Here is a 23,000-nt window from a genome sequence, read left to right as displayed (position 1 = left end):
GTCTTTTCACAGAGGCTGAACTGATTGAGGATGTAGTTCGTGCCTGGTTTACGGAATTCGATGCAGCAGCTTGGGATAAACAGATTGAAAAAGATGTGGCTCAACAAGAAACCCTATCATCTATTACTGACAGTCCAACCTTAGAACCTTTAACCGATCTTGACTCCTGGACTCAGAGTTTAATAGGTGTAATCCAGCTAGGAGAAGAAAATCCGACAGAAAATTATGTGGATTATTTAGAGGAGAAATACGGTTGAAACGGGTGTTGCTCGATATTTTGGCACAGCGTGAACCATTTGATGTAGCTTCCGCAAGAGCGTTAAATACAGTAATGCAGAATCAAGTATAAGGTTATGTTTCAGGTCATGCAGTAACCAATATTTTCTATATTCTGCGTCGTAAAGTTGGTAATGAAGTAGCGCGTGAACTATTAGCAAAGTTATTGCAGCACCTTCAAGTTGCCAGCGTGACAGATGAAGTTATTCGGCAAGCTTTGAATAGCTCAATTAAGGATTTTGAGGATGCAGTAACGAGTGCTGCGGCGCTTACGGCAGGTTTAGAAATAATTGTGACGCGAAACACACCCGATTTTGTAGCTTCTTCAGTTGCGGCAATGCTGCCAGATGAGTTTTTGACAACGCTAATTTGAGTGAGTTTATTTTTCTGAGAGGTATAAAAATGACACAGCAAAAATTGTTTAATGAGTTTTTATCCCTTCCTGCGGAAGCACAGCGTCAAGTCATCAACTATATTGCTTTTTTGCGACAAAGATATGCACTAGTTGAATCTGCCTCTCAGTCGGCTGATATTGACTTGATAAAGATAGCTTTATTGGGATGTGGAGCGTAGGCGTAGCCCGTCGTAGACATCGCCAAGATTTAGCTGATAGCACTGCTTGGGTGCGTGGTGTTCGAGAAAATGAGTGGTCAAAGTCAGATGACTAATTCAACCATCGTTGATACTGATATTCTAATTGATGCAGGTCGCAGTGTTCTTGAAGCAGTAAAGTGTTTGCAAAATCTCAAAGCGAATTCTGCCTTGGCAATTAGCACAATCACACAGATGGAACTAGTGGTAGGTTGTGCTAACAAAGCAGAACTACAAACACTAGAAAATTTCTTTAAGCAGTTTTAAAGCTCATCTATCTTGAGAACCGTAGTTTTTGCCCTCACCCTAAATCCCTCTCCCAAGTAGGGAGAGGGACTTATTTCCGGCTCCCCTTCTCCCAAAGAAAGGGAGAAGGGGCTGGGAGATAAGGGTTTTTTCTTTTCATACCGAAAGAACTACAGTTTTCAAGGTGGACGCAGTTTATATCATTAAGATTGACCAGGCTGTATCTGACACAGCAGTTGATTTATTGCGGTCTTATCGGCTAAGTCATGGCTTGCTCATTTCTGATAGTCTCATTGCAACTACAGCAATAGTGTCGAATTACCCGTTTATCACAAAAAACCAACGGGATTACAGATTTATTCAAGGTTTAAACCTATTGCCATATCCATAACACGTTAGAACACCTAACGCCGCGTTGCACTGAATAGATGGCAGCTCAACGAATACGTAATAATGATTAAGATTTAAGATAGGTTAATTAATATCAGACTTAACTCCTAACTAAGTACGGGCTACGCCCCGCTACGCTAACAAAACTCAAAGTATGGAACTATACTTAATTCGTCATGGCATCGCCGAAGACAAGGGATTAGGCATCAAGGATGAGGAGCGCAGCCTTACCAAAGAAGGAAGGCAAAAAACTGAGAAAGTTGCCCTGAAACTTGTTAAATTGGGTTTAAGCTTTGATTTGATTCTTACCAGTCCCTTAGTGCGGGCCCGCCAAACGGCTGAAATCCTTATAGCAGAAAAACTAAGCTCCCAGTTAGAGGAATCTAGCCACCTCGCCCACGATGGTCAAATTTCTAGTTGGCTAAAAGACTGGTTAGAGCCAAGGAATTATTCCCAAAATACCCAACTGGCGCTGGTTGGACACGAACCTGATTTGACCAATTGGGCAGAAATTCTCTTATGGGGAGAAGTCAAAGCAAGCTTGGTCTTGAAAAAAGCAGGTATGATTGGGATAAAACTACCAGAAACAGGTTCTCCTCTGGGTCGTAGTCAGATGTTTTGGTTGACACCACCCAAGTACCTGCTATAACAGTTTTTCAACATTTTTGATTGTTGTTAGAACGGCTACTGTTATGGCGACAATAAATTTCTGGTAAGTTAGCTTGATCAGATATTTCAAAAAGCAAATGGTGTTGCCATGATGGTGTGCGAATACAAGCCTGGTTTAGAAGGCATTCCCGCCGCCCAATCAAGTATCAGCTATGTTGATGGGCAAAAAGGAATACTAGAATATCGTGGCATCCGGATTGAAGAATTAGCAGAAAAAAGTACATTCATAGAAACTGCTTATCTCTTAATCTGGGGTGAACTGCCAAGCAAGGAACAACTGGAAACATTTGAGCATGAAGTTCGTTTCCACAGGCGGATAAAATACCGCATTCGAGACATGATGAAATGCTTTCCAGAAAGCGGTCATCCAATGGATGCCTTGCAAGCCTCTGCTGCTGCTTTAGGCTTGTTTTATTCGCTCCGCGATTTACATAATCCTGCCTACATTCGAGATTCCGTGGTGCGCTTGATAGCAACCATTCCCACGATGGTGGCGGCGTTCCAACTGATGCGAAAAGGCAATGACCCGGTGCGTCCCCGTGATGACTTAGACTATTCCGCCAACTTTCTATACATGCTCAATGAGCAAGAACCCGATCCTCTGATGGCGCGGATTTTTGATATCTGCTTGATACTTCAGGTCGAGCATACAATGAATGCTTCCACCTTCAGTGCCAGAGTGACAGCTTCAACCTTGACTGATCCTTACGCTGTGGTTGCTAGTGCTGTGGGAACCTTGGGAGGGCCCCTGCATGGTGGAGCCAATGAAGAAGTGATTCAGATGTTGGAAGAAATTGGCTCTGTGGAAAATGTCCGTCCTTATGTGGAGGATCTTCTGCAACGCAAAGCGAAGATTATGGGCTTTGGACATCGTGTTTACAAGGTGAAAGACCCACGAGCCACAATCTTACAAGGTCTAGCAGAACAGCTGTTTGAAAAGTTTGGGCATGACAAGTTCTATGACATTGCCCAAGAGATGGAACGCGTGGTAGAGGAAAAACTCGGTAGCAAAGGGATTTATCCCAATGTTGACTTTTATTCGGGTTTGGTGTATAGGAAGATGGGGATTCCCACAGACTTGTTTACGCCAATATTTGCGATCGCCCGCGTTGCCGGTTGGTTAGCCCACTGGAAAGAACAACTAGCAGAAAACCGGATTTTCCGTCCTACCCAGGTTTACAACGGTCACCACGAAGTTTCTTATACCCCCATTGACAAACGTTAATTGGGCATTGGGCATTGGGCATAGTATATCGAACCAATGCCCGATATACTATGCGCTGTTTCGGCGGTCTTCACAGATCGCATCACTGCCTAAGTCCTGAAATATATACTCTCCCCTGTCCCCTTGTCCGCTTAATAGCCAATCTCAATGCCAACCATAAGTAGAAGTTCTCATCTCGCTTCAGGGTGCTCAAACCATCCAACGATATACTAGGCATGGGAATTGGCAACAAATCTTCAATCGGGCGTGATCACAGCAAAAATTATAAATGGGTGAATTTACAGGTATTAATTCAACTAATAGTTGTAACTCACTATGACTCGATGTCTTAAAGAGCGGAAACATGAACTCAGGAATTGACCTCCAAGGAACTTTTATTGAATCCCTCCGGGATTTAGGTATACCAGCAGGAACAGCCAAAGCGATTTGGATGCCCCTGCCAATGATACTGATGCTGATTGGGGCAACAGTGGGGGTATTAGTTGCTACTTGGCTAGAACGGAAAATTTCCGCCGCAGCACAGCAGCGAATTGGGCCAGAATACCAGGGGCCTTTTGGGTTGCTGGTACCTGTAGCGGATGGTCTGAAGTTGGTATTTAAAGAAGATATAGTGCCAGCCAAGTCTGACCCCTGGCTGTTTACCCTCGGCCCAATTATTGTTGTAATTCCGGTGTTTCTGTCGTTCCTGATCGTCCCCTTTGGGGAGAATATCGTAATTAGCAATGTGGGCATGGGCGTATTCTTGTGGATTGCCTTGTCTAGCATTCAACCCATTGGCTTGCTGATGGCTGGCTACGCATCTAATAACAAATACTCTCTTTTAGGAGGGTTGCGGGCAGCAGCGCAATCTATTAGTTATGAAATTCCTTTGGCACTAGCGGTGTTAGCGATCGCTATGATGTCTAACAGCCTCAATACTGTTGATATTGTCAATCAACAGTCTGGCTATGGCATTCTGGGCTGGAACATTTGGCGACAACCCGTCGGTTTCCTGATCTTTTGGATAGCCGCCCTAGCTGAATGCGAACGATTACCCTTTGACTTACCCGAAGCGGAAGAAGAAATCGTAGCAGGCTATCAGACTGAATATTCAGGCATGAAATTCGGTCTGTTCTACCTGGGTTCCTACGTTAACTTGATCCTTTCTTCGCTACTAGTAGCAATTCTCTACCTGGGTGGTTGGGACTTTCCCCTTCCCCTCAACCTCATCGCTGGTTGGCTGGGAGTCAGTGAACTAAATCCTGTGTTCCAGATAATAACTGCGGCTTTGGGGATCACGATGACCGTGTTCAAAGCTTATTTACTAGTGTTTGTCGCTATCTTGTTGCGCTGGACAGTGCCACGGGTACGGATTGACCAACTGTTAGATTTAGGATGGAAGTTTTTGTTGCCAGTTGGCTTGGCTAATCTCCTATTAACCGCCGCCCTGAAACTAGCCTTTCCCTTCGCCTTTGGCGGGTAAACCAATTTTAGATTTTAGATTTTAGATTTTGGTGAGGCAGCGCGGTCTTCTCCCAAAGGGAGAGGCTAGCGCCAAGGGGGTTTCCACGCCACTTGACGCCAGTCGCCTCAAGTCGGGAAACCCGCCCACAGCGCTGGCTCCTTTATGCCGGGGAACCCGTCCACCGCAGTGGCTCCCCATGAGTGACTGCCGAACCCGGAGGGATTAAGTCTGAAATCTAAAATTCAAAATCCAAAATCCAAAATCCAAAAGAGAGAGACACAAAATGCTAAAGTTCCTGAAACAAGTTGGTGATTACGCCAAAGAAACGGTACAAGCTGCGCGTTACATTGGTCAGGGACTTTCTGTTACCTTCGACCACATGCGGCGGCGTCCGATTACCGTACAGTACCCTTACGAGAAACTGATTCTTGGCGAACGGTTTCGCGGTAGAATTCACTTTGAATTTGATAAGTGCATCGCCTGCGAAGTTTGTGTTCGCGTTTGTCCGATTAACCTGCCTGTAGTAGATTGGGAATTCGACAAAGCCAGCAAAAAGAAAAAACTTAACCACTACAGCATTGACTTTGGAGTTTGTATCTTTTGCGGTAATTGTGTGGAATTTTGCCCCACTAACTGTCTATCCATGACAGAAGAGTATGAGCTTTCCACTTACGATCGCCATGAATTGAACTATGATAGCGTGGCGCTGGGCCGTTTGCCCTATAAGGTAACAGATGACCCAATGGTTACACCACTACGCGAACTAGTTTACCTACCCAAGGGCGTCCTTGAACCCCACGGACTGCCTGCGGATGCGCCACGTGCGGGTGCGCGTCCAGAAGACCTTGTTGAACAAACAGAAAAATAAATGTGGTTTGTCATTTGTCCTTTTTCTAGTGACCAATGACCAATGACCATGCAAATTTGTGATTAGTGATTTTGGATTAAAACAAAAATCTAAAATCTAAAATCTAAAATCCAAAATTGATTGACTAAGGACAAAAAACAGTGAATCTAGCGGAAGGAGTACAGTTTGTATCGCTTGGCATACTGGGCGTGATGATGATTGGGGCGGCCATTGGCGTGGTGCTGTTCTCCAATATCGTTTATTCTGCCTTTATGCTGGGGGGCGTGTTCATCAGCATTGCGGGAATCTACCTGTTGCTAAATGCTGATTTTGTTGCAGCTGCACAAATACTGATTTACGTTGGGGCGGTTAACGTGTTGATTTTGTTTGCCATTATGTTGGTGAACAAGCGGCAGAATTTTGTAGCATTTCCCAACTCTTGGGTGCGGAAAGTGCTAACAGGTATAGTCAGTGTAGGATTGTTTGCTCTTTTAAGTACAATGGTGCTGGCTACTCCTTGGGCCTACTCAACTGCACCTGTGGTGGGTGGTGAAAGTTCTATAGTTTTGATTGGAGAGCATTTCTTCACTGACTTTTTATTACCTTTTGAATTGGCTTCCATTTTGCTGCTAATAGCGATGGTAGGAGCAATTATTTTGGCACGCCGTGAGTATTTGCCAGATCAAGTGACGCTATCCGAAGTACCGCAAACCATTTTAACTTTGCAAGAACGCCCCAGAGAACTGGTATCAACAACCAGCGAAACAAAAGAGTAAGATTTGCGACCTCAGTCGCAGAGAAAAAGCCAGTTTTTACAGGAGGGATACCCAGATTCATGCAACTCCAGTACTTTTTATTACTAGCAGCAGCTTTATTCTGCATCGGTATCTACGGTTTAATTACCAGCCGCAACGCTGTGCGGGTGCTGATGTCAATTGAGCTACTGCTCAATGCTGTTAATCTGAATTTAATGGCATTTTCCAACTTCCTCGACTCAACATTAATTAAAGGTCAGGTTTTCACAGTATTTGTGATTACCGTGGCGGCGGCCGAGGCTGCGGTGGGTTTAGCGATCGTGCTTGCCATTTATCGTAACCGTGATACCGTCGATATGGAGCAGTTTAATCTCCTGAAGTGGTAATTGTGCGTGCAACTCAAGCAGGTAATCATTGCTTATAAAGCGCGGGATGCCCAGAGTAAAGAATGGGCAGAAGTCTGTGCTAAACAACTAGAAAGTCGCCAGTGCCATGTGTTGATGGGGCCTAGCGGGCCGAAAGACAACCCCTATCCGGTCTTTTTGGCTTCGGCGGCTCAACCAATCGATCTCGCTTTGGTACTCGGTGGCGATGGTACTGTTTTAACCAGTGCCAGACATTTAGCTCCAGCTGGCATCCCAATTCTGGGAGTGAATGTAGGAGGTCATCTGGGGTTTTTAACTGAGTCAGTGGAGGAGTTTCAGGATACGGAGAAAGTTTGGGATCGACTGTTTGAGGATCGCTATGCTATCCAACGACGGATGATGTTACAAGCTGCTGTCTACGAGGGTCATGGGTCTAATTTGGAGCCAGTGAGTGAGCATTACCTGGCTTTGAATGAATTTTGTGTCAAACCAGCCTCCGCTGACCGGATGATTACTTCAATTCTGGAAATGGAAATCGACGGTGAGGTAGTCGATCAATACGTCGGGGATGGGATAATCATTGCTACTCCCACAGGTTCTACTGGTTACACCGTTTCTGCCAATGGGCCAATTATGCATGATGGTATGGAGGCGATTACCATCACTCCTATTTGTGCAATGAGCCTTTCTAGTCGCCCCCTGGTTTTACCCCCTGGTTCTGTGGTGAGTATTTGGCCTTTGGGGGATTACGATTTGAGTACCAAGCTGTGGACAGATGGGGTTTTGGGGACTTCAATTTGGCCAGGACACCGCGTTGATGTGCGCATGGCAGATTGTCGGGCTAAATTTATTATTTTGCGCGAGAACAATTCCTATTATCAGACGCTGCGAGATAAGTTGCTTTGGGCAGGTACAAGGGTTCACTACAGCAATAATCACCGTAATTGATTAAGTATTTTAGAGTGCATTTCCCGCAGATTGCGATCGCGTACCGGCCCAGCATAGGCGATGTCTACGCAATGCCTAAAGCAAAAGCACATCGCAACCAAAATTATCCAAGCCCCTGGATTTATCCGGGGGCTTTCTGCCCTAATTTTGACTTTCTTTGCTGATTTGCATTTATAGCGGATATCAAAAGAAAATTTTGTATCTTATTGCCAGATTTTTGGGAAATTAATGTCGATAATAAAAGCACTCTACCCCTAATCCAAGAGAGTAAAAAAGCTCTCTAAAGGTTCTTTTATCAAAAACCGTCTCAATCACGCTTCGACACATTAATGCATAATGTGAGCTATTTGTATAGTGCCTAAATCCTAGTAGAATATTTTCGTAAATCTAAGTAGGAAGATAGATGGAAGTTTCTGGACGCAACATCAATTACTCACTGAATCCTCCTCCCCCTCTTGAAGATTTTCCCGTCCTTCAAACTGAAAAATATACCCTACGGCTAGCGTCAACTGAAGAAGAATTAGAATCAATTTTTCGGTTGCGCTTTGAAGTTTTTAATCTTGAACTAGGGTTGGGATTCTCTACTTCTAACTTTACCCAGATGGATATAGATAAGTTTGATGCAGTTTGCCATCATTTAATCCTGATCTCCAAACAAACGGGTAAAACCATTGGAACTTATCGGATGCAAACCTATACAATGGCTTCTCAAAGACTAGGCTTTGATGCTGCCGATATATTTAATCTTAATGCGATTCCCCATTCTGTGCTTCAGGCATCAGTTGAAGTTGGGCGTGCATGTATAGCTAAAGAATACCGCAATAGTCAGGCACTTTTACTACTATGGAAAGGGCTAGCAAATTATCTGATCTGGAGTAGAAACCAATATTTCTTTGGCTGTGCATCATTACTAACACAATGTCCTTGGCAAGCTACTTACGCTTATGATTATTTTCAGCAGAATGGCTTGATGCATCCAAATATTTTAGTTTATCCAAATTCACAATCTTGTCTAGAAATGCCTCAAGATTTTCCAGATTCATATAATGTTGAAATTCCCAAAATTTTGCAGGCATACTTGAATATTGGAGCTAAAATATGCAGTATTCCAGCTATTGACCGACACTTTAAGACTATTGATTTTTTAGCTATATCTAATACCAAAGACTTTGCTAAATGGCGTTACCAAATATTGTAAAAATTATCTTTTTACCTAATGGCGCTCAGTCGCGGCTACAGGAATAAAGTCTACATACATGGACTGTAAGAATAGCAATATTTATGATATTTTACTCTACATCTACATCTTGACTGTAAAAAAAAGGTCAGTTTTGCCGTATTTGATACAATCTTGTGCAATTGTTTTCATAGTTAATAGAAGAGAGGTATTTATTGTCAATATTTAAAATCAGATGACTCTCAATCCGCTTCGTTTAAGCTGCACAATTCTTAAAGATTCCCCTTTGTAAGGGAGAAATAGAGCCATTATTAGCCCCACATTTTAAGGGGAGCCACTGCGGTCTTCTCCCAAAGGCAGAGGCTAGCGCCTGCCGTAGGATGCCCGTTCGCCGCAAGGCGTCCCGTTAGGGAAGGGCTGTAGGGGTCTCCCCAAATGGAGCAAGTGGCGTGGATTGGGGGGATTGAGTCTTATCCGAACCGTATTGAGACGACTTGGGGACTGTTGAAAAAACCTTGTTCTATATCGGTACAAGCCCCTGTCTAAAGATTATGGAATACAAAAAAAGATTTGGGGAAAGACACGTAGTGCTAGATACAAGGTGTCCATATTACAAGTCCCAATATTAGATATGGGGTTGTCCCAAGAGTCCCAATAGTCCTCTTTGCTGACTGGATTATTTTAGACAAGTTCTTAGGAAAACTACTTATGCGCCATCTCAAATTTGCTCCGAGTTGGTTGCGATTTTTAATTATTTTCTTATTAGCGATGGGTATATTGTTTCGCTTTTTTAACCTTGATGGCAAAGTTTACTGGCATGATGAAACTTATACTTCATTACGAATTTCTGGTTACACAATAACTGAAGTAAAACAGCAAATTTTTAATAATCGTGTCATTGCTGGAGAAAGTTTTGCCCAGTTTCAAGGTGCAAATCAACAAAAAAACTTAAATGACACAATCATGACTTTGGCAAAAGAAGATTCTCTCCATCCACCACTTTATTACATAATAGCCAGATTGTGGATGGAAATCTTTGGTAATTCGGTGACGGCGATTAGAAGTTTATCTGTCTTCATCAGTTTGCTGGTTTTCCCTTGTGTTTATTGGCTATGCCGAGAATTATTTAATGTGCCATTATCAGTTCCTGGTGTAGCGATCGCACTCATGGCAATTTCTCCAATTCACCTAGTATACGCCCAAGAAGCACAAGAATATATTCTCTGGTTAGTCACTATATTGCTATCCAGTGCGTCTCTACTGCGAGCAATGCGGCTGGAATCACAAGACAAAGATGAGCTAGTAAAAAAACGACAACGACCAGATTTATTCGCTATCTGGAGCATTTATGCAGTAACTTTAGCCATCAGTCTTTATACATTTCTTTGGAGTGGATTTGTAGCAGTGGCTCACGGAATTTATGTAATGAGCATCGCCAAATTTCAGTTGACGGGAACTGTCAGAACTTATCTGTTAGCATCACTGGTAGGTTTTTTAGCTTTCATGCCTTGGATAACAATTGTGATGGGCGACTTTTTTCAACTTTTAATTTCAGCAGATAAGATAACAACGCAATCATCTTTAATGCCTATATTTCCATTTTTGCTGATGCAGTTGAGCCGGATTTTTTTTGATATAGACCTTAGTTTAGACAATCCTCTGGGCTATTTAATTACACCATTATTTTTAATTTTGGTAGGATATTCAATTTATTTTCTTTGTCAAACAACTAATTATAAAGTCTGGTTGTTTATCATCATATTAATTATGGTGCCAGCACTACCCGTAATACTGCCAGATTTAATTGCTGGAGGTATACGATCATCTAGCGAACCATATTTAATACCATCTTATTTAGGAATCCAACTGGCTGTTGCTTACCTACTAACTACGCAACTATATAATGGGAACGTGTCACGCCGGAGCATTTGGCACATAATCATGGCATTAGTAATTATTTGTGGTCTAATTTCTTATAAGGTGAGTTCCCAGGCAGAAACTTGGTGGAATAAGGGTATGAGCTATGGCAATCCACAAGTTGCCCAAATCATCAACCAGACGACTCGTCCACTTTTGATTAGTGATGCTTTAGGCGACAATTATGGGAATGTCTTTTCTCTGAGCTATCTTTTGGAACCAAAAGTGCGATTTCTGTTGGTGAACAACCAAAAAGTTCCCAAAATTCCTGATGGGTTTGCTGATGTATTTTTATTCAATCCTTCAGATACTTGGCGCGAAACAATCGAAAAAAAGTATAAAGCAAAGACAGATATTGTCTACAGCGACAACTATTATTCGGTTTGGAAATTGACTAAATTTTCTAAGCTGCACCGACGTAATATCCCACCTAATAATAAGTTATCTGCCAGTTGATATATAGCGTGGGAAGCTACACATTAGATGCTTCATGCAGATGGGCAGAAAAACTGTTTATAAAAGTTATAATTTTTTACTTGCTTTCTTAAAATAATCTAAGAATAACAAAAATAAACATTAAACAGATTCTCATCTGAAATTAATTTAAGTGAGAGAACGATATTTTATATTGTCATTTGATATTAATTTAATGATTCCTTGAAAGGTGTTGTATGCAATTAACAGATTTTCTTGGTCTTTTACATCCAGCGATCGCAATTATATTCGTATTTCCACTCATCGGTACAGTGGTTAATTTTGCTTGGCAAACACGCCAACGCAGATTGCAAATTTTAGCCGGGAGTAAGAGCAAAATTCCCCCAGTGGTGGGTGGAGAACATAAGCAGTTAGGTGAAAGACTAACAAGTGCAGTTGTCGGACTAACTCTAATCGGATTAAGCTATCCTATTGGTAAAAATATTATCAAAAATCAATTGTGGAATAAAACACCTTTTCAAGTTGTTTTTATCGTGTTAATGTTTGCTGCTACTATCGCCTCTTTAGTATTTCTTTATCGGGCAAAGCAGCGGTTGTGGCGGGCAGTTTTTGCCACTTTAACTGGTGCAGGTTTAGTAATTATAGGCTGTCAGGATGGAGTATATCGCCTGACGAATGAGTGGTATTGGTCACATTATTATATTGGCATTACCGCAGCATTGCTGATGATTTTTTCATTAGCAATTGTTCAAGATATTTATCAAGATAAGTCCAATCGCTGGCGCATCGTCCATACGATTTTAAACTGTATTGCTTTGTTGCTATTTATAGGACAAGGCATGACAGGAACGCGAGACTTATTAGAAATTCCTTTGAGTTGGCAAGAACCATATATTTATCAGTGTGATTTTGCTAATAAAACTTGTCCAACGCCAAATTCTCAAGCACCAAAGTGAACTAACCTGGATTTCTTACAAATGAGAAAAAACCATGTACAAAACCCAATACAGTTAAGTTAAGCATTTTTTCCTTCTCTTTGTGCCTGGCCAGTTGCTACAACCGGGGGAACTCCCGCAACGCACTGGCTTCTCTGCGCCTCTGCGGACTAATAGAAAATCAAGATTTTGAAACCCGTATGGTGCGCGGAGTGCAGCGCAAGTACGATAGGCGGTTTTTGTTTGTCTAGACGCGGTTTCTAACCGCCCTTTTAACTGTGCATCCCTAGCACAAACAAGCAAAAATTCTGTGGTGGGACTAAAAGCCACTACAGAAGAAATTAAAATAATCAAATAATTAGAAAAAACTTGTCAGATTTACAAATTGGTTGTTTTTTTACGCAATATTATCTACAAGCCGATCGCGAATTGTTTTGAGTTGGTCTTGAGTCTTAATTGGCTCTCGCGGTGCTGGCAATTCGGTATTAGGCCAGTTAGGTAAATTATTGCAGGGGCATAACAATGTCGGCATCCCGACGTTTCGCGCTGCTACTGGCATACTACATCGGCTGCAAGGTAGCATCTCCCATGCTGGTGTCAACAGTTCAGCAATGGTTTCATGTGTACCCTCTAGGTAACAATCACCCGATTCGGGTGAGAGAATTTTTTGCCAGCACTCTTCAAATTCTTCACTATAGCGATCGCCATCTAGCACTGATTGGGGCAAAAAGCTTGCCTTACCGTTGGCCGTAATCAATTTCTTACCCAACTGAAACCAGTAGGCGAGGTATCCTCTAACTTCTTGTTTAGTTGCCATATTACAATTTTAGATTTTAGATTTTAGATTTTGGATTAATTTGAATCAAGAGTTAAGAATCTTGACTCCTCACTCCTCCTTCCCCTTTATTTGGCAATGGCGAACCAAGGACGCCCAGATTGAGAACATGACCACCAGTAACTAAATAAACAGTTTCGCTGAACGCACTTAGCTGGCGTACCAAAGAACCCAGGCGATCGCGGAACGTCCTTCCAATCGGATAAGCTGGCACCACACCCCAGCCCACCTCTTCTGCTACAAACACCATATCAGCAGCAACAAGATCCACCGTTTCTAACAACTCTGTAAGGATATTTTGCCAGGTAGCTTCGTCTTGTTCTAAGAGATTAGCAACCCAAGTTCCTAAAGAATCAACTAAAAGGCAGGTATAGGGTTTCGCATCAGCAAGGGTAGCAGACAGTTCCACAGGTACAGATAAAGTTACCCAGTCTTGGGGACGACGTTGTTGGTGTTCTAAAATGCGTTGATGCCACTCTTGGTCATCTGGATTATCGGTGGCTGTTGCTACGTAAACAACTGCTTTTCCTGACTGCATGGCCAGAGTTTCCGCCCATTCACTTTTACCAGATCGTGCTGGCCCTGTTACTAAGATGATTTTACCCAAAGTTATTTCCTGAGTATCTTAACAATAAGTAACTAGTACAGCGGGCGCGTAAATTCGGCTACTATTTCAATTAGCAAGACTTAGGGCTTAAACTTGGGGATTTTGCCCTAAGTTTAAGGTAGGCAAACTTTCACCCAGTGTACTAATTGCAATTTATCACCGCAGTTTTTACTTTGTGGGTGAGATTTTTGGTTTCAAATAACTTTTAAGGGATAAAATTAGCACCAGCATCATTGATGTTACAACTGGCAAAAGCCGAAAATCCCAACAACCCCATTCTTAATTATTTAACACCATTGGGGACAGCAAACTCTAGGATGTCTTTATGAACGCAGGCTTAAAACGTATTGAAGCAACTCTACACGATTTAGGGAATCGCGGCACTGCCTCTGCCGCCGAAGCAGGTGATTCGACAAAACGACCTTTCTCCTTTAGAATCAGCGTCGGAGCCAACGAACCCACAGAAAGTACACAGACTCCATCCTCCCAGGATGGGGAACTCAATCCACAAGGACAAACAGTTGACCTCGGCGTAGATACTGAGAGTGATTATCCTCCTGAACAAAATTTCTTTCCTCACCATGACTCTGTGCAGACCTTTCAAGCACAAGAGAATGGTAGCAAAACACCCAGCCTACCCAAGTTGAAAACTCCGAGCTTTAGTAGCCATCGCCACGGAGCTAATCCAGCATTGGCGATGAATCTATTGCAAGAAATTCAGGAAAGTGTCGCCGGTTGGCAAACAGAACTGCAAAATATCTTGGAGCAAATCCAGGATATTTACTTAGAAGGCCCAATTGTCAATGGCTGGTTAGAATCCATTCCCACCGAACCAGAACCGGCAGGAACTGCAACACTGCGCCATGCAGAAGTTGACCGCCTGATGAACTACGTAGAAGAAATTTGCGCCACTGGTGGGAAAGTATCTTATCAATCATCTATTACTGGCTATCGCCTCTGTGGTGTGGACGATGCTGGTAAAGTCTGGTCGCGCCCATGTCCAGCGGATCAGGTTGCCAATGTTAGCATGGCGATCGCGCGTTACCAAAAGTTACGTCAACTGTTGGGGCGCAAGCAATCTTTGGAAACTCGTCTAAGTCAACTAGCCCAAACACTTGTAGTTTTACACAGTCATATTCAACAAACGTAAAGTTTTAAAGATTATTTCCGAAGAAACTCGGTTGGTAGATTGGTAATTTTTGGTTTAGATTAACTTTCAGTAGGTGTGCGTTGGATTTAAGATTTTTATCTAAAATCCCAAATCTCAAATCCAAAATTAAATCTATGCCAGACACGCAAATCTCTGCCATTATCTGTACCCACAATCGAGATACCTATTTAGGGGCTGCAATAGATAGTCTTTTAGCGCAGGATTTTGCTGCTGACTTTGAAATTGTGGTAGTTGATAATGGGTCTAGCGATCGCACCCGTGAGTTTGTAGAACAAAGGACCCACAATCCGCGTCTGAAGTATGTATTTGAACCCACAATCGGTTTATCTGTCGCCCGCAACACGGGCGCAAAAGTAGCCAGTGGTGATATTCTTGCTTATCTGGATGACGATGCCGTTGCCAGTCCTGGCTGGCTACAAGTTTTATATTTTGCCTATTACAATAATTCTAAACTAGCGATCGCAGGTGGCAAAGTCACTCTCCTATGGCCCCCAGGAATCCAACAACCACGCTGGCTATCTCCAGGGCTAGCTGCAAATCTGGGTGCATATGATTTGGGTGAGAGTAGCATCTACATCGAGCAACCTGGCTTAACACCTAGAGGCTTAAATTACTCTATCCGCCGTAGTTTCCTGGATGAAATTGGCGGTTTTGATCCTCATCTCGGTCGAGTAGGGAAAAATCTATTATCAAATGAAGAACTGCAAATGACCGAATTTGCCCTACAACGTGCTTGGCAAGTCGCCTATCTTCCCGAAGCGCTAGTCGCTCACAATGTTGCCCCAGAGCGCCTCCAACGCTCCTGGTTTTTAAACCGAGGCTGGTGGCAGGGTATTAGTGAATGCTATCGAGAACAACTCGCTGGTAAAGCTGGAATCGCTCAATTGCAGCGAGGTAGCGAACGGTTTGTACGCGGCTTGTATAAGGCATTGCAATATTTTTCTGATCCAGCAGAACGGTTTGACAAACTTGTATATGCTTACGGTCAGATTGGTTACTTAAATGCTGCTATTCAGGGTCTTTTATCCACATCAAATAAGAAATAACTAATAACATAATTTATACTTGTATGCCATCTAAAATACCAGTTTCAGTACTAATTCCGGCAAAAAATGAACAAGTAAACTTGCCTGCCTGTCTCGCAAGTCTTACCAGAGCAGATGAAATATTTGTAGTAGACTCTCAAAGTGGCGACAACAGTGTTGAAATTGCTAAAAGTTATGGTGTAAATGTCGTGCAATTTAGCTTCAATGGACGCTGGCCCAAAAAGAAAAATTGGTCTTTAGATAATCTACCGTTCCGCAACGAATGGGTGCTAATTGTAGATTGTGATGAGCGGATCACTCCTGAACTTTGGGAAGAAATTGACCAAGCAATTCAAAATAAGGAATATGCAGGTTATTATCTCAACCGCCGCGTATTTTTCTTAGGAAAATGGATTCGTTACGGTGGTAAATATCCCGATTGGAATCTACGTTTATTTCAACATAAAAAAGGTCGCTACGAAAACCTACATACAGAAGATATTCCCAACACTGGTGACAATGAAGTTCACGAACATGTGATTTTGCAGGGCAAAGTTGAGTATCTCAAAAATGATATGCTCCACGAGGACTTCCGCGACCTTTACCACTGGTTAGAACGACACAACCGCTATTCAAACTGGGAAGCTAGTGTTTATCTTAATATTCTCACAGGTAAAGATAATAGCGGTACTATCGATGCCAATCTATTTGGTGATGCAGTCCAACGCAAGCGCTTTTTGAAAAAAGTGTGGGTACGCCTGCCATTTAAACCCATTTTACGGTTTGTTTTATTTTATATTATTCAACGTGGTTTTTTGGATGGCAAAGCAGGATATATCTATGCACGCTTGCTGAGTCAATATGAATATCAAATTGGCGTTAAGCTTTACGAATTACGCAACTGTGGTGGTCACTTAAATACTGCAACTAGCCCAAAAGGAGGAGATGAGGAGCAGGGGAGCAGGGGATCAGAAGGAAAGCTATTGACCATTGATTCCTGATAAATAACTAATGACTAATGACGCTTTCGTAGATTTACGCAAATATGATCAATCTTGGTTTGATCGGGGACGTCCAAGTTGGTATATTTTCTTATGGTGGTTTGTACAAGCGATCGCCTTTCCCCTGACTCCTCAACCGTTAAATATTCTGCGTTGTGCTTTGCTACGACTATTTGGCGCTCGGATCGGTAAAGGCGTATTAATTCGACCTACTGCCCGTTTTACCTACCCCTGGAAAGTTACCATTGGCAACTACAGTTGGATTGGAGATAACGTAGTTTTATACAGCCTTGATCAGATCCACATCGGTGAACACTGTGTAATTTCTCAAAAAAGCTACCTCTGTACTGGTAGTCATGATCTCCAAGACGCTGCCTTTGGGTTGAAAACAGCGAGTATCACTATTGACAATGGTGCATGGGTAGCAGCAGATTGTTTTGTTGCGCCGGGAGTGCAAATCGGGGCTAATGCTGTGATTGGCGCTCGTAGTAGTGTTTTTACTAATATGCCCTCTGGGCAGGTTTGTTGGGGAAGCCCCTGTTGTCCCAAGACGGTTCGGATAAAACTTGATGCCCCCACAAAACCCGTGATTTTATAAATAAACATAGTTAGGGCGCACAGCTAGCTGTGTACCCTTAAATTTTCTACATATTTATAGCGGTTCTCAATTACATGGAATACAGACTACTTGTAGGGGCAGATCATTGCTCATATGTGTCAACTTAAGCAAAAACTTTTTTAAAATCTCGTTTCCAGCCTCGGCTGGAAATACAATTCATTGCGGTGCCGCTAGTTTTGAGGCGGAGCCTCTGATTAGGCATTCCCAGTCTCAGACTGGGAACGAGACAAACCGCATTGGCTCCCCATGAGCAAGTGGCGTGGATTTAGGGGGAACTATAAGCGTTGGGTGTAGTATACAAAAAACTTTTCAGACCTCCTCTGAAGGAGATGAACGAGTCTTTGAAGTGGATGAACGAGCTTCCAAGCCTCCCCTATATCCCTCAGCCTTCTGAATCCCCAAGCAAGACAGGAAGTAGCAGTGGTAATATGTTTTCATGGCTGCTCTAATCCCTGCTATTGATGAACAAACTATTGGATGAAACGCTGTCAATCAAAATTGCTGAACTCATAAACAGCAGAGCTAGCACTCCGTTTGATAATGCTTACAAAGCAGTATTATCGACTGAGGGAGCAACATATATTCAGGGGTTTTTAGCTTTTATCGGGAAGCCATACAGACCAATTGAACACAGTTGGATTGAGCTAGGCGACGCCTCCGATGTCCGCATTGTCGATCCCACATTACCGCACCTGAACAAAAATCCCCAAGAACTTTGGTATTTTGCTGCACAAGGGTTTACCGTTAAAAAACTGAAAGCGATCATTGAAGAATCAAAAGAAGATTATCCAGAAGATGATCCATTGCCAATCTATGGTCATCCACCTTATGAATATTACGGTGATGTGATGTTGGGTGGTCAAGACTATTTAGCAGCATATCAAGCCGCAGAGGCTAAATGCAGAGAAATCAACGAACTCAACCCTGAAAGGAACTAAGGAGAGTGAATGAAATAATTCTTAATTACGAATTACGTTAGCGCAGCTCTCTTCTCTACGAGAGGCTGGCGCTTAGGGCGTAGCTATGCCCCAGGCTTTACGAGTCCGCGTCCCTTGCGCGTCTCGTAGAGAGCGTCATTAGGAATTATTTAATACGATTTACCATCGCTGCCAAAGTATTCTCGATAGGCGCAAATTTTGTCTCCACGCACATCCCAGGAAACCGCTAAACGATTTTTGTAAGGTTGTTCCAACAAACGTCCCTCATCCCGAAACTCAAAAACAACCGTTGTATCATTGCTAGTAAAACGTTCTAGGGTCAGGGTGATTCCCCCTTGGAATGATTCAGAAACGTACTCGAAAAACTCTCTAGCTCGTTCTTTTCCCACATTTAACCCGTGAAATTTACCCACCGGAAACCAAAGGGTAAAATCTTCTGTGAGCATATCTAGAAATGCTTGCCACTCCCCTGTGGCCAGACCATGTGTAAAATGCTCAAATGCTTGTTGAGCAACTTTTAAAGTATTTTCTGAATCTTGTGTCATTCTCACCCCCGACTGGATATAAACTAATACCGTGTTACTTAAAATCTCGTTACCACTTTCCCACAATTCTGACCACTGAAGAGATATTCTACAGCGTCGGGTATTGATTCTATACCTTGAAACTGTGTTGGGTCAACGGCAACCTTGAGTTTGTCTGTGTAGAACAGATTTAAGAGGCGATCGCGTGCCTCTGCTATATGTTCTTTATAATGAGGCATGAGAAAGCCTTTCACAGAAGCAGCTTTCCAAAATAGCTGGTGATAAATACGGGCTTGTGTAATTTGTTCTACATTATTTGCGTATTCGGAGATGAAACCAACCACTACTAAGCGTCCCCGCACTGCTAAGTTTTCAACGCAGGTATCAAATACGGTTTTGCCTACACAGTCAAAAATTAAATTAATCCCATTGGGGTATTCTTGCTTGAGGACTTGATTGAGGTTTTCTGTACGATAGTTGATAATGCGATCGCACCCTAATTCTCTCAGTAACTTTGCCTTTGCCTCAGAACTACAAGTACCAATTACATGATTACCAGCTAACTTTGCCAATTGCACCGCAATATGACCGGTTCCTCCTGCTGCTGCTGTCACTAAAACCACTTCATTACTTTTCATCTCCCCCACTTGTTCCAATGCCACCAAGGCTGATACACCTGTAGGAATCAGGGTTAGAACTTCTGGTGTAGCTTCACGCACTTTGACTACTAAGTTTGCATCTACAACCTGATATTCTCGATAACCGCCGCCACGCGCTGTAGTTATGACAGCATCACCTATTTGAAAATCTTTAACATTTTCACCTATAGCGACAACTTTTCCTATAGCTTCCACACCTAAATCAAAGGGAGGAATTAAGTTAACATAGGGAACATCACCACGACAAAGTAAAGTATCAAAGCCACCGTTAACGCCAGCAAATTTGTTTTTAATTAAAAGTTCATTAGCAGCAGGTTTGGAAATAGAAATTTCGACAATTTCAACGGCAGATTTAAAATCTTGATTCAGTTGCTTTGCAATTAACTTTCTGTAGTTTGTTACGTTCATATTTAAATATTAGGTTTACCTTACTCCTCAATTATTGTTTTTAACGTATAGCTTTTGAGCCTCTGTGATATTACTAGTTGCAGTAGGTTGGTTGTAAAAGAATCTTTTATCAAGTAAATTGGCGCAAATATTTTAAGCTATATTAATAAATTTAATTAGGCTTTATTTCAAATCCCGACTTCTTGATTAAGTCGGGATTCTGGGCAGTAACTTTTACTTAAGCAAGTACCATTCAATTGTAGGGTACATTATGCTTTCAGCTAACGTATCATCAAGAATCTAAGAATATTTTTGAAAAGTTGTTTGTGATATATCAAAGACTTGTAAGTCCTCCTAAATCCCCCTTAAAAAGAGGGACTTTGATTCCAGTTCCACGGGTAGCTAGCGTGGTCTTCTCTCAAAAGGAGAGGCTAGCGCCTACCTTAGGATGCCCGTTCACATAGTGTCTTCTTTAGGAAAAGGGCTGTAGGGGGTTTCCCCTATGAGCTAATGGCGTAGACTAGGGGAGATCAATAAGTGCCTAAAATCACAGCTAAACACTTTTGAAACAACCTTTAAGGTGCGTTACGTTAAGCTTATAAGGCTTTCTCCCACTTTAATTGATGAGCTAAACCATACTTGATAAAATCTTCTTCTTTAGCTTTATCACTTTTACCAAAAACACCTAAGCTGTAAGGATTATCTTGCATCCGTTGTGTGACTTGCTCTTTCTCAAATTGGATAACTTCCTCTCTGGGTTTATCCGGTTTAAAAAAGTCTACAACCAAGACAGTTCTGTCATAATTGGTGTAATTATGCGGACAGTGTGGATAGCTGTGATCTAAAACCAGAAATTTTCCTTCATGCCAATAAAGCTGCTCATGGCATATTTTCATAGCCACATCGCCCTCTGGCACAATCAATCCTAGATAGCCACGATTCATATGAGCATTATAGTTCACATGTAGCTTGATATCCAAGCCTGGATGGAATGTACCAAAATACACATTTCTGAGCACACCATTATCGCTAAAGTTCACTTTTTCTATCACCTTAGCCAAATTTGGGAAATATTTCTCTCTTAATGCAAGTGCTTTTTCTGATGCATCATCTAACCCATAATCAGGATATTGTATTTGATGTGCTTGAATATATTCTTCAATAAATATACCTTGAAATAAAATACCAAAAGCAGTGTATTTTGCATTACCTTTCGTTTTAATGGTTTTACTTTTAGGTCCCAGAATCTCGTAAGTGAGTTTTAACTCTTCATTAGATGCATTATTAATAAAGCTTGTAAACTCATCTCTAATAAATTGCCAGCTATCTTGAAAACTTTTGAGAAAAGTAAATTCCTTTGGGTCTATATGATACTCATTAAAACTTTCCATTGTCTTTTCTCCTGAAGATGATTTCATAAAAAACCGTTATATAATGATCAGATTTGGTCTTCGTCACGATTCGATGTTGGAATTCCTGACTAAACTCATTTTAGTGTGAGGTCTACTGTGTCTGAAACCCCCCTATTAGATCAAATTATCAAAAATGTGCGCGTAGTTCGTCCCCATCAGGATGCGATGTCTACGACGGGCTACGCCTACGCACTACTTGATTTAGGAATTAAGGATGGAAAATTTGCTCAGATTGCCCCTAATATTAGCCCAGACACAGGGAAAGAGGTATTTGATGGCAAAAACCTGCTAGGCTTTCCTGGGGTCGTGGATGCCCATATGCACATCGGTATCTATCAACCCCTCGACAAAGATGCTGTGACTGAAACCAAAGCAGCCGCTATGGGAGGTGTGACTACCAGCTTAAATTACATCCGTACAGGGCAGTATTATCTTAACAAAGGCGGCTCCTACCGCGATTTTTTTCCAGAGGTGTTGGCGTTATCCGCAGGTAATTTTTTTGTAGATTACAGCTATCACGTTGCACCTATAGCTAGCCAGCATATCGACGAAATACCTCTATTGTTTGAGGAACACGGTGTATCTTCGTTTAAAATCTTCATGTTTTATGGCGGTTATGGGTTGCATGGTTTGTCAGACCAGCAAAACCTCTTTTTGATGATTAACAAAGAGGAACGGTACGACTTCGCCCATTTTGAATTTATTATGCGCGGTCTAACTCGCTTGATAGAAAAACATCCAGAAGCGCGAGATACTATCAGCTTGAGTTTGCACTGCGAAGTTGCAGAAATTCTCAACGCTTATACCAAAATAGTTGAAAATGATTCTAGTCTTAGCGGACTACATGCCTATAGTGCAGCACGTCCTCCTCATTCCGAAGGTTTAGCAATTTGCATTGCTTCTTATTTGGCACATGAAACTAACTGTGCAAATATCAATTTGTTGCACCTGAGTTCACGTAAAGCAATGGAAGCAGCTTTAACTATGCAAACTGCTTTTCCCCACATCAATTTTCGGCGAGAAGTTACTGTTGGACATTTGCTATTAGATGTCGATACCCCTAATGGTACTTGGGCAAAAGTCAACCCTCCTATTCGTCCCCGTGCCGATGTGGAATACTTATGGCAAGCAGTACTCAACAATCAAGTAGATTGGATAGTTAGCGACCATGCTTGCTGTTCTGCTGAACAAAAAAGAAGTGCTAAAGACCCGAATAATATTTGGTTAGCAAAGTCTGGTTTTGGCGGTACAGAATATTTACTTTCTGGTGTATTTAGTGAAGGTAGCAAACGGGGGATGTCTTACAACCACATGGCTAAGTTGCTATCTTGGAACCCATCACGGCGCTTTGGTTTGTTAGAAAAAGGTGATATTGCTGTTGGCTATGATGCTGATTTGGTGTTAGTAGACCCTAATGAAAGTTTTGTGGTACGTGCGGCTGAGTCGGAGTCACAACAAGGTTACACACCTTTTGAAGGTGTAGAGTTAACTGGGCGGGTGAAAAGTACGTTTTTGCGGGGGAACATAATTTACCATCGAGGACAGGTAATAGGTGCGCCTAGAGGACGTTATTTAAATTCTAAAATATAGACAAATAAGAAT

General features: G+C 42.2%; 24 protein-coding genes and 1 pseudogene. 20 read left to right on the top strand and 5 right to left on the bottom strand.

Annotation, left to right across the window (positions count from 1 at the left end; translation table 11 throughout):
* Positions 1-95: 95 nt before the first annotated feature.
* From Q0541_RS11940 to Q0541_RS11875, 14 genes and pseudogenes are all read left to right on the top strand, one after another.
* Complete coding sequence (locus Q0541_RS11940) at positions 96-257, top strand: hypothetical protein (RefSeq protein WP_298910250.1); 162 nt, start codon at positions 96-98, stop codon at positions 255-257.
* Positions 258-361: 104 nt separating this feature from the next.
* Positions 362-649: pseudogene (locus Q0541_RS11935) on the top strand (PIN domain-containing protein); the annotation flags it as partial.
* A 29-nt stretch (positions 650-678) separates the two neighbouring features.
* Positions 679-849, top strand: a complete 171-nt coding sequence (locus Q0541_RS11930) for a hypothetical protein (protein ID WP_298910247.1) — start codon at positions 679-681, stop codon at positions 847-849.
* A gap of 87 nt (positions 850-936) precedes the next feature.
* Positions 937-1,134: a hypothetical protein gene (locus tag Q0541_RS11925; protein WP_298910246.1), complete on the top strand. Its 198-nt coding sequence runs from the start codon at positions 937-939 to the stop codon at positions 1,132-1,134.
* Positions 1,135-1,657: 523 nt separating this feature from the next.
* Positions 1,658-2,152 (top strand): phosphohistidine phosphatase SixA, encoded by a 495-nt coding sequence (gene sixA, locus Q0541_RS11920; RefSeq protein WP_298910244.1) that lies wholly within the window; start codon positions 1,658-1,660, stop codon positions 2,150-2,152.
* A gap of 108 nt (positions 2,153-2,260) precedes the next feature.
* A complete protein-coding gene (locus tag Q0541_RS11915) occupies positions 2,261-3,397 on the top strand; it encodes a citrate synthase (protein WP_298910242.1) in 1,137 nt (378 codons plus the stop codon).
* Positions 3,398-3,740: 343 nt separating this feature from the next.
* A complete protein-coding gene (gene nuoH, locus Q0541_RS11910) occupies positions 3,741-4,859 on the top strand; it encodes an NADH-quinone oxidoreductase subunit NuoH (RefSeq protein WP_298910240.1) in 1,119 nt (372 codons plus the stop codon).
* 265 nt (positions 4,860-5,124) lie between these two features.
* A complete protein-coding gene (ndhI, locus tag Q0541_RS11905) occupies positions 5,125-5,709 on the top strand; it encodes an NAD(P)H-quinone oxidoreductase subunit I (protein WP_273763572.1) in 585 nt (194 codons plus the stop codon).
* Between the two features lie 140 nt (positions 5,710-5,849).
* A complete protein-coding gene (locus tag Q0541_RS11900) occupies positions 5,850-6,464 on the top strand; it encodes an NADH-quinone oxidoreductase subunit J (RefSeq protein WP_298910236.1) in 615 nt (204 codons plus the stop codon).
* A 59-nt stretch (positions 6,465-6,523) separates the two neighbouring features.
* Positions 6,524-6,829 carry an NADH-quinone oxidoreductase subunit NuoK gene (gene nuoK / locus Q0541_RS11895; protein WP_006199065.1) on the top strand — a complete coding sequence of 102 codons (306 nt, stop codon included), beginning with the start codon at positions 6,524-6,526 and terminating at the stop codon, positions 6,827-6,829.
* 6 nt (positions 6,830-6,835) lie between these two features.
* Positions 6,836-7,756, top strand: a complete 921-nt coding sequence (locus tag Q0541_RS11890) for an NAD(+) kinase (RefSeq protein WP_298910160.1) — start codon at positions 6,836-6,838, stop codon at positions 7,754-7,756.
* Between the two features lie 403 nt (positions 7,757-8,159).
* The gene (locus Q0541_RS11885; protein ID WP_298910154.1) at positions 8,160-8,954 is read left to right on the top strand and encodes a GNAT family N-acyltransferase; all 795 of its coding nucleotides are present in this window, start codon (positions 8,160-8,162) and stop codon (positions 8,952-8,954) included.
* 687 nt (positions 8,955-9,641) lie between these two features.
* On the top strand, positions 9,642-11,306 hold the full coding sequence (locus tag Q0541_RS11880; protein WP_298910151.1) for a glycosyltransferase family 39 protein: 1,665 nt from the start codon (positions 9,642-9,644) through the stop codon (positions 11,304-11,306).
* Between the two features lie 215 nt (positions 11,307-11,521).
* A complete protein-coding gene (locus tag Q0541_RS11875) occupies positions 11,522-12,241 on the top strand; it encodes a DUF4079 domain-containing protein (RefSeq protein WP_298910147.1) in 720 nt (239 codons plus the stop codon).
* A gap of 376 nt (positions 12,242-12,617) precedes the next feature.
* On the opposite strand, the gene Q0541_RS11870 is transcribed toward Q0541_RS11875, so the two are convergent.
* Complete coding sequence (locus Q0541_RS11870; protein ID WP_298910146.1) at positions 12,618-13,037, bottom strand: hypothetical protein; 420 nt, start codon at positions 13,035-13,037, stop codon at positions 12,618-12,620.
* Positions 13,038-13,089: 52 nt separating this feature from the next.
* The gene (gene cobU, locus Q0541_RS11865; RefSeq protein ID WP_298910144.1) at positions 13,090-13,662 is read right to left on the bottom strand and encodes a bifunctional adenosylcobinamide kinase/adenosylcobinamide-phosphate guanylyltransferase; all 573 of its coding nucleotides are present in this window, start codon (positions 13,660-13,662) and stop codon (positions 13,090-13,092) included.
* 325 nt (positions 13,663-13,987) lie between these two features.
* Between cobU and Q0541_RS11860 the strand changes: the two genes are divergently transcribed.
* The 5 genes from Q0541_RS11860 (at position 13,988) to Q0541_RS11840 (ending at position 18,416) form a co-directional block, all read left to right on the top strand.
* Positions 13,988-14,812 (top strand): hypothetical protein, encoded by an 825-nt coding sequence (locus Q0541_RS11860; RefSeq protein ID WP_298910141.1) that lies wholly within the window; start codon positions 13,988-13,990, stop codon positions 14,810-14,812.
* A 134-nt stretch (positions 14,813-14,946) separates the two neighbouring features.
* Positions 14,947-15,879, top strand: a complete 933-nt coding sequence (locus Q0541_RS11855) for a glycosyltransferase family 2 protein (RefSeq protein WP_298910140.1) — start codon at positions 14,947-14,949, stop codon at positions 15,877-15,879.
* 23 nt (positions 15,880-15,902) lie between these two features.
* On the top strand, positions 15,903-16,859 hold the full coding sequence (locus tag Q0541_RS11850) for a glycosyltransferase family 2 protein (RefSeq protein WP_298910137.1): 957 nt from the start codon (positions 15,903-15,905) through the stop codon (positions 16,857-16,859).
* 10 nt (positions 16,860-16,869) lie between these two features.
* Positions 16,870-17,457, top strand: coding sequence for a hormogonium polysaccharide biosynthesis acetyltransferase HpsU (gene hpsU, locus Q0541_RS11845; protein ID WP_298910134.1), 588 nt, complete (start codon positions 16,870-16,872; stop codon positions 17,455-17,457).
* A gap of 482 nt (positions 17,458-17,939) precedes the next feature.
* Positions 17,940-18,416, top strand: a complete 477-nt coding sequence (locus tag Q0541_RS11840) for a hypothetical protein (protein WP_298910132.1) — start codon at positions 17,940-17,942, stop codon at positions 18,414-18,416.
* 149 nt (positions 18,417-18,565) lie between these two features.
* Here the strand turns inward: Q0541_RS11840 and Q0541_RS11835 are convergent, their stop codons facing one another.
* The 3 genes from Q0541_RS11835 to Q0541_RS11825 all read right to left on the bottom strand — a co-directional run bounded on the left by Q0541_RS11835 (position 18,566) and on the right by Q0541_RS11825 (position 21,377).
* Complete coding sequence (locus Q0541_RS11835) at positions 18,566-18,961, bottom strand: nuclear transport factor 2 family protein (protein WP_298910127.1); 396 nt, start codon at positions 18,959-18,961, stop codon at positions 18,566-18,568.
* A gap of 38 nt (positions 18,962-18,999) precedes the next feature.
* Entirely contained in the window at positions 19,000-20,007 is a 1,008-nt protein-coding gene (locus Q0541_RS11830) for a zinc-binding dehydrogenase (RefSeq protein ID WP_298910125.1), read from the bottom strand.
* A 575-nt stretch (positions 20,008-20,582) separates the two neighbouring features.
* Positions 20,583-21,377: an aspartyl/asparaginyl beta-hydroxylase domain-containing protein gene (locus tag Q0541_RS11825; protein WP_298910294.1), complete on the bottom strand. Its 795-nt coding sequence runs from the start codon at positions 21,375-21,377 to the stop codon at positions 20,583-20,585.
* A 117-nt stretch (positions 21,378-21,494) separates the two neighbouring features.
* Here Q0541_RS11825 and Q0541_RS11820 point away from each other — a divergent pair, with 117 nt between their 5' ends.
* A complete protein-coding gene (locus Q0541_RS11820) occupies positions 21,495-22,988 on the top strand; it encodes an amidohydrolase family protein (RefSeq protein ID WP_298910122.1) in 1,494 nt (497 codons plus the stop codon).
* Positions 22,989-23,000: the final 12 nt, after the last annotated feature.

Source organism: uncultured Nostoc sp., from assembly GCF_937863485.1.
Lineage (GTDB): Bacteria > Cyanobacteriota > Cyanobacteriia > Cyanobacteriales > Nostocaceae > Nostoc.
This window is presented reverse-complemented; position numbering and strand designations above follow the sequence as displayed.

Excerpts from the sequence above, each read along its gene's own strand:
- Q0541_RS11880 (WP_298910151.1), top strand. The coding sequence starts at position 9,642 with ATGCGCCATCTCAAATTTGCTCCGAGTTGGTTGCGATTTTTAATTATT.
- Q0541_RS11830 (WP_298910125.1), bottom strand. The coding sequence starts at position 20,007 with ATGAACGTAACAAACTACAGAAAGTTAATTGCAAAGCAACTGAATCAA.
- Q0541_RS11825 (WP_298910294.1), bottom strand. The coding sequence starts at position 21,377 with ATGGAAAGTTTTAATGAGTATCATATAGACCCAAAGGAATTTACTTTT.
- Q0541_RS11875 (WP_298910147.1), top strand. The coding sequence starts at position 11,522 with ATGCAATTAACAGATTTTCTTGGTCTTTTACATCCAGCGATCGCAATT.
- Q0541_RS11855 (WP_298910140.1), top strand. The coding sequence starts at position 14,947 with ATGCCAGACACGCAAATCTCTGCCATTATCTGTACCCACAATCGAGAT.
- ndhI (WP_273763572.1), top strand. The coding sequence starts at position 5,125 with ATGCTAAAGTTCCTGAAACAAGTTGGTGATTACGCCAAAGAAACGGTA.
- Q0541_RS11860 (WP_298910141.1), top strand. The coding sequence starts at position 13,988 with ATGAACGCAGGCTTAAAACGTATTGAAGCAACTCTACACGATTTAGGG.
- sixA (WP_298910244.1), top strand. The coding sequence starts at position 1,658 with ATGGAACTATACTTAATTCGTCATGGCATCGCCGAAGACAAGGGATTA.
- nuoH (WP_298910240.1), top strand. The coding sequence starts at position 3,741 with ATGAACTCAGGAATTGACCTCCAAGGAACTTTTATTGAATCCCTCCGG.
- hpsU (WP_298910134.1), top strand. The coding sequence starts at position 16,870 with ATGACTAATGACGCTTTCGTAGATTTACGCAAATATGATCAATCTTGG.
- Q0541_RS11925 (WP_298910246.1), top strand. The coding sequence starts at position 937 with ATGACTAATTCAACCATCGTTGATACTGATATTCTAATTGATGCAGGT.
- Q0541_RS11915 (WP_298910242.1), top strand. The coding sequence starts at position 2,261 with ATGATGGTGTGCGAATACAAGCCTGGTTTAGAAGGCATTCCCGCCGCC.
- Q0541_RS11840 (WP_298910132.1), top strand. The coding sequence starts at position 17,940 with ATGAACAAACTATTGGATGAAACGCTGTCAATCAAAATTGCTGAACTC.
- Q0541_RS11930 (WP_298910247.1), top strand. The coding sequence starts at position 679 with ATGACACAGCAAAAATTGTTTAATGAGTTTTTATCCCTTCCTGCGGAA.
- Q0541_RS11850 (WP_298910137.1), top strand. The coding sequence starts at position 15,903 with ATGCCATCTAAAATACCAGTTTCAGTACTAATTCCGGCAAAAAATGAA.
- Q0541_RS11885 (WP_298910154.1), top strand. The coding sequence starts at position 8,160 with ATGGAAGTTTCTGGACGCAACATCAATTACTCACTGAATCCTCCTCCC.
- nuoK (WP_006199065.1), top strand. The coding sequence starts at position 6,524 with ATGCAACTCCAGTACTTTTTATTACTAGCAGCAGCTTTATTCTGCATC.
- Q0541_RS11835 (WP_298910127.1), bottom strand. The coding sequence starts at position 18,961 with ATGACACAAGATTCAGAAAATACTTTAAAAGTTGCTCAACAAGCATTT.
- Q0541_RS11870 (WP_298910146.1), bottom strand. The coding sequence starts at position 13,037 with ATGGCAACTAAACAAGAAGTTAGAGGATACCTCGCCTACTGGTTTCAG.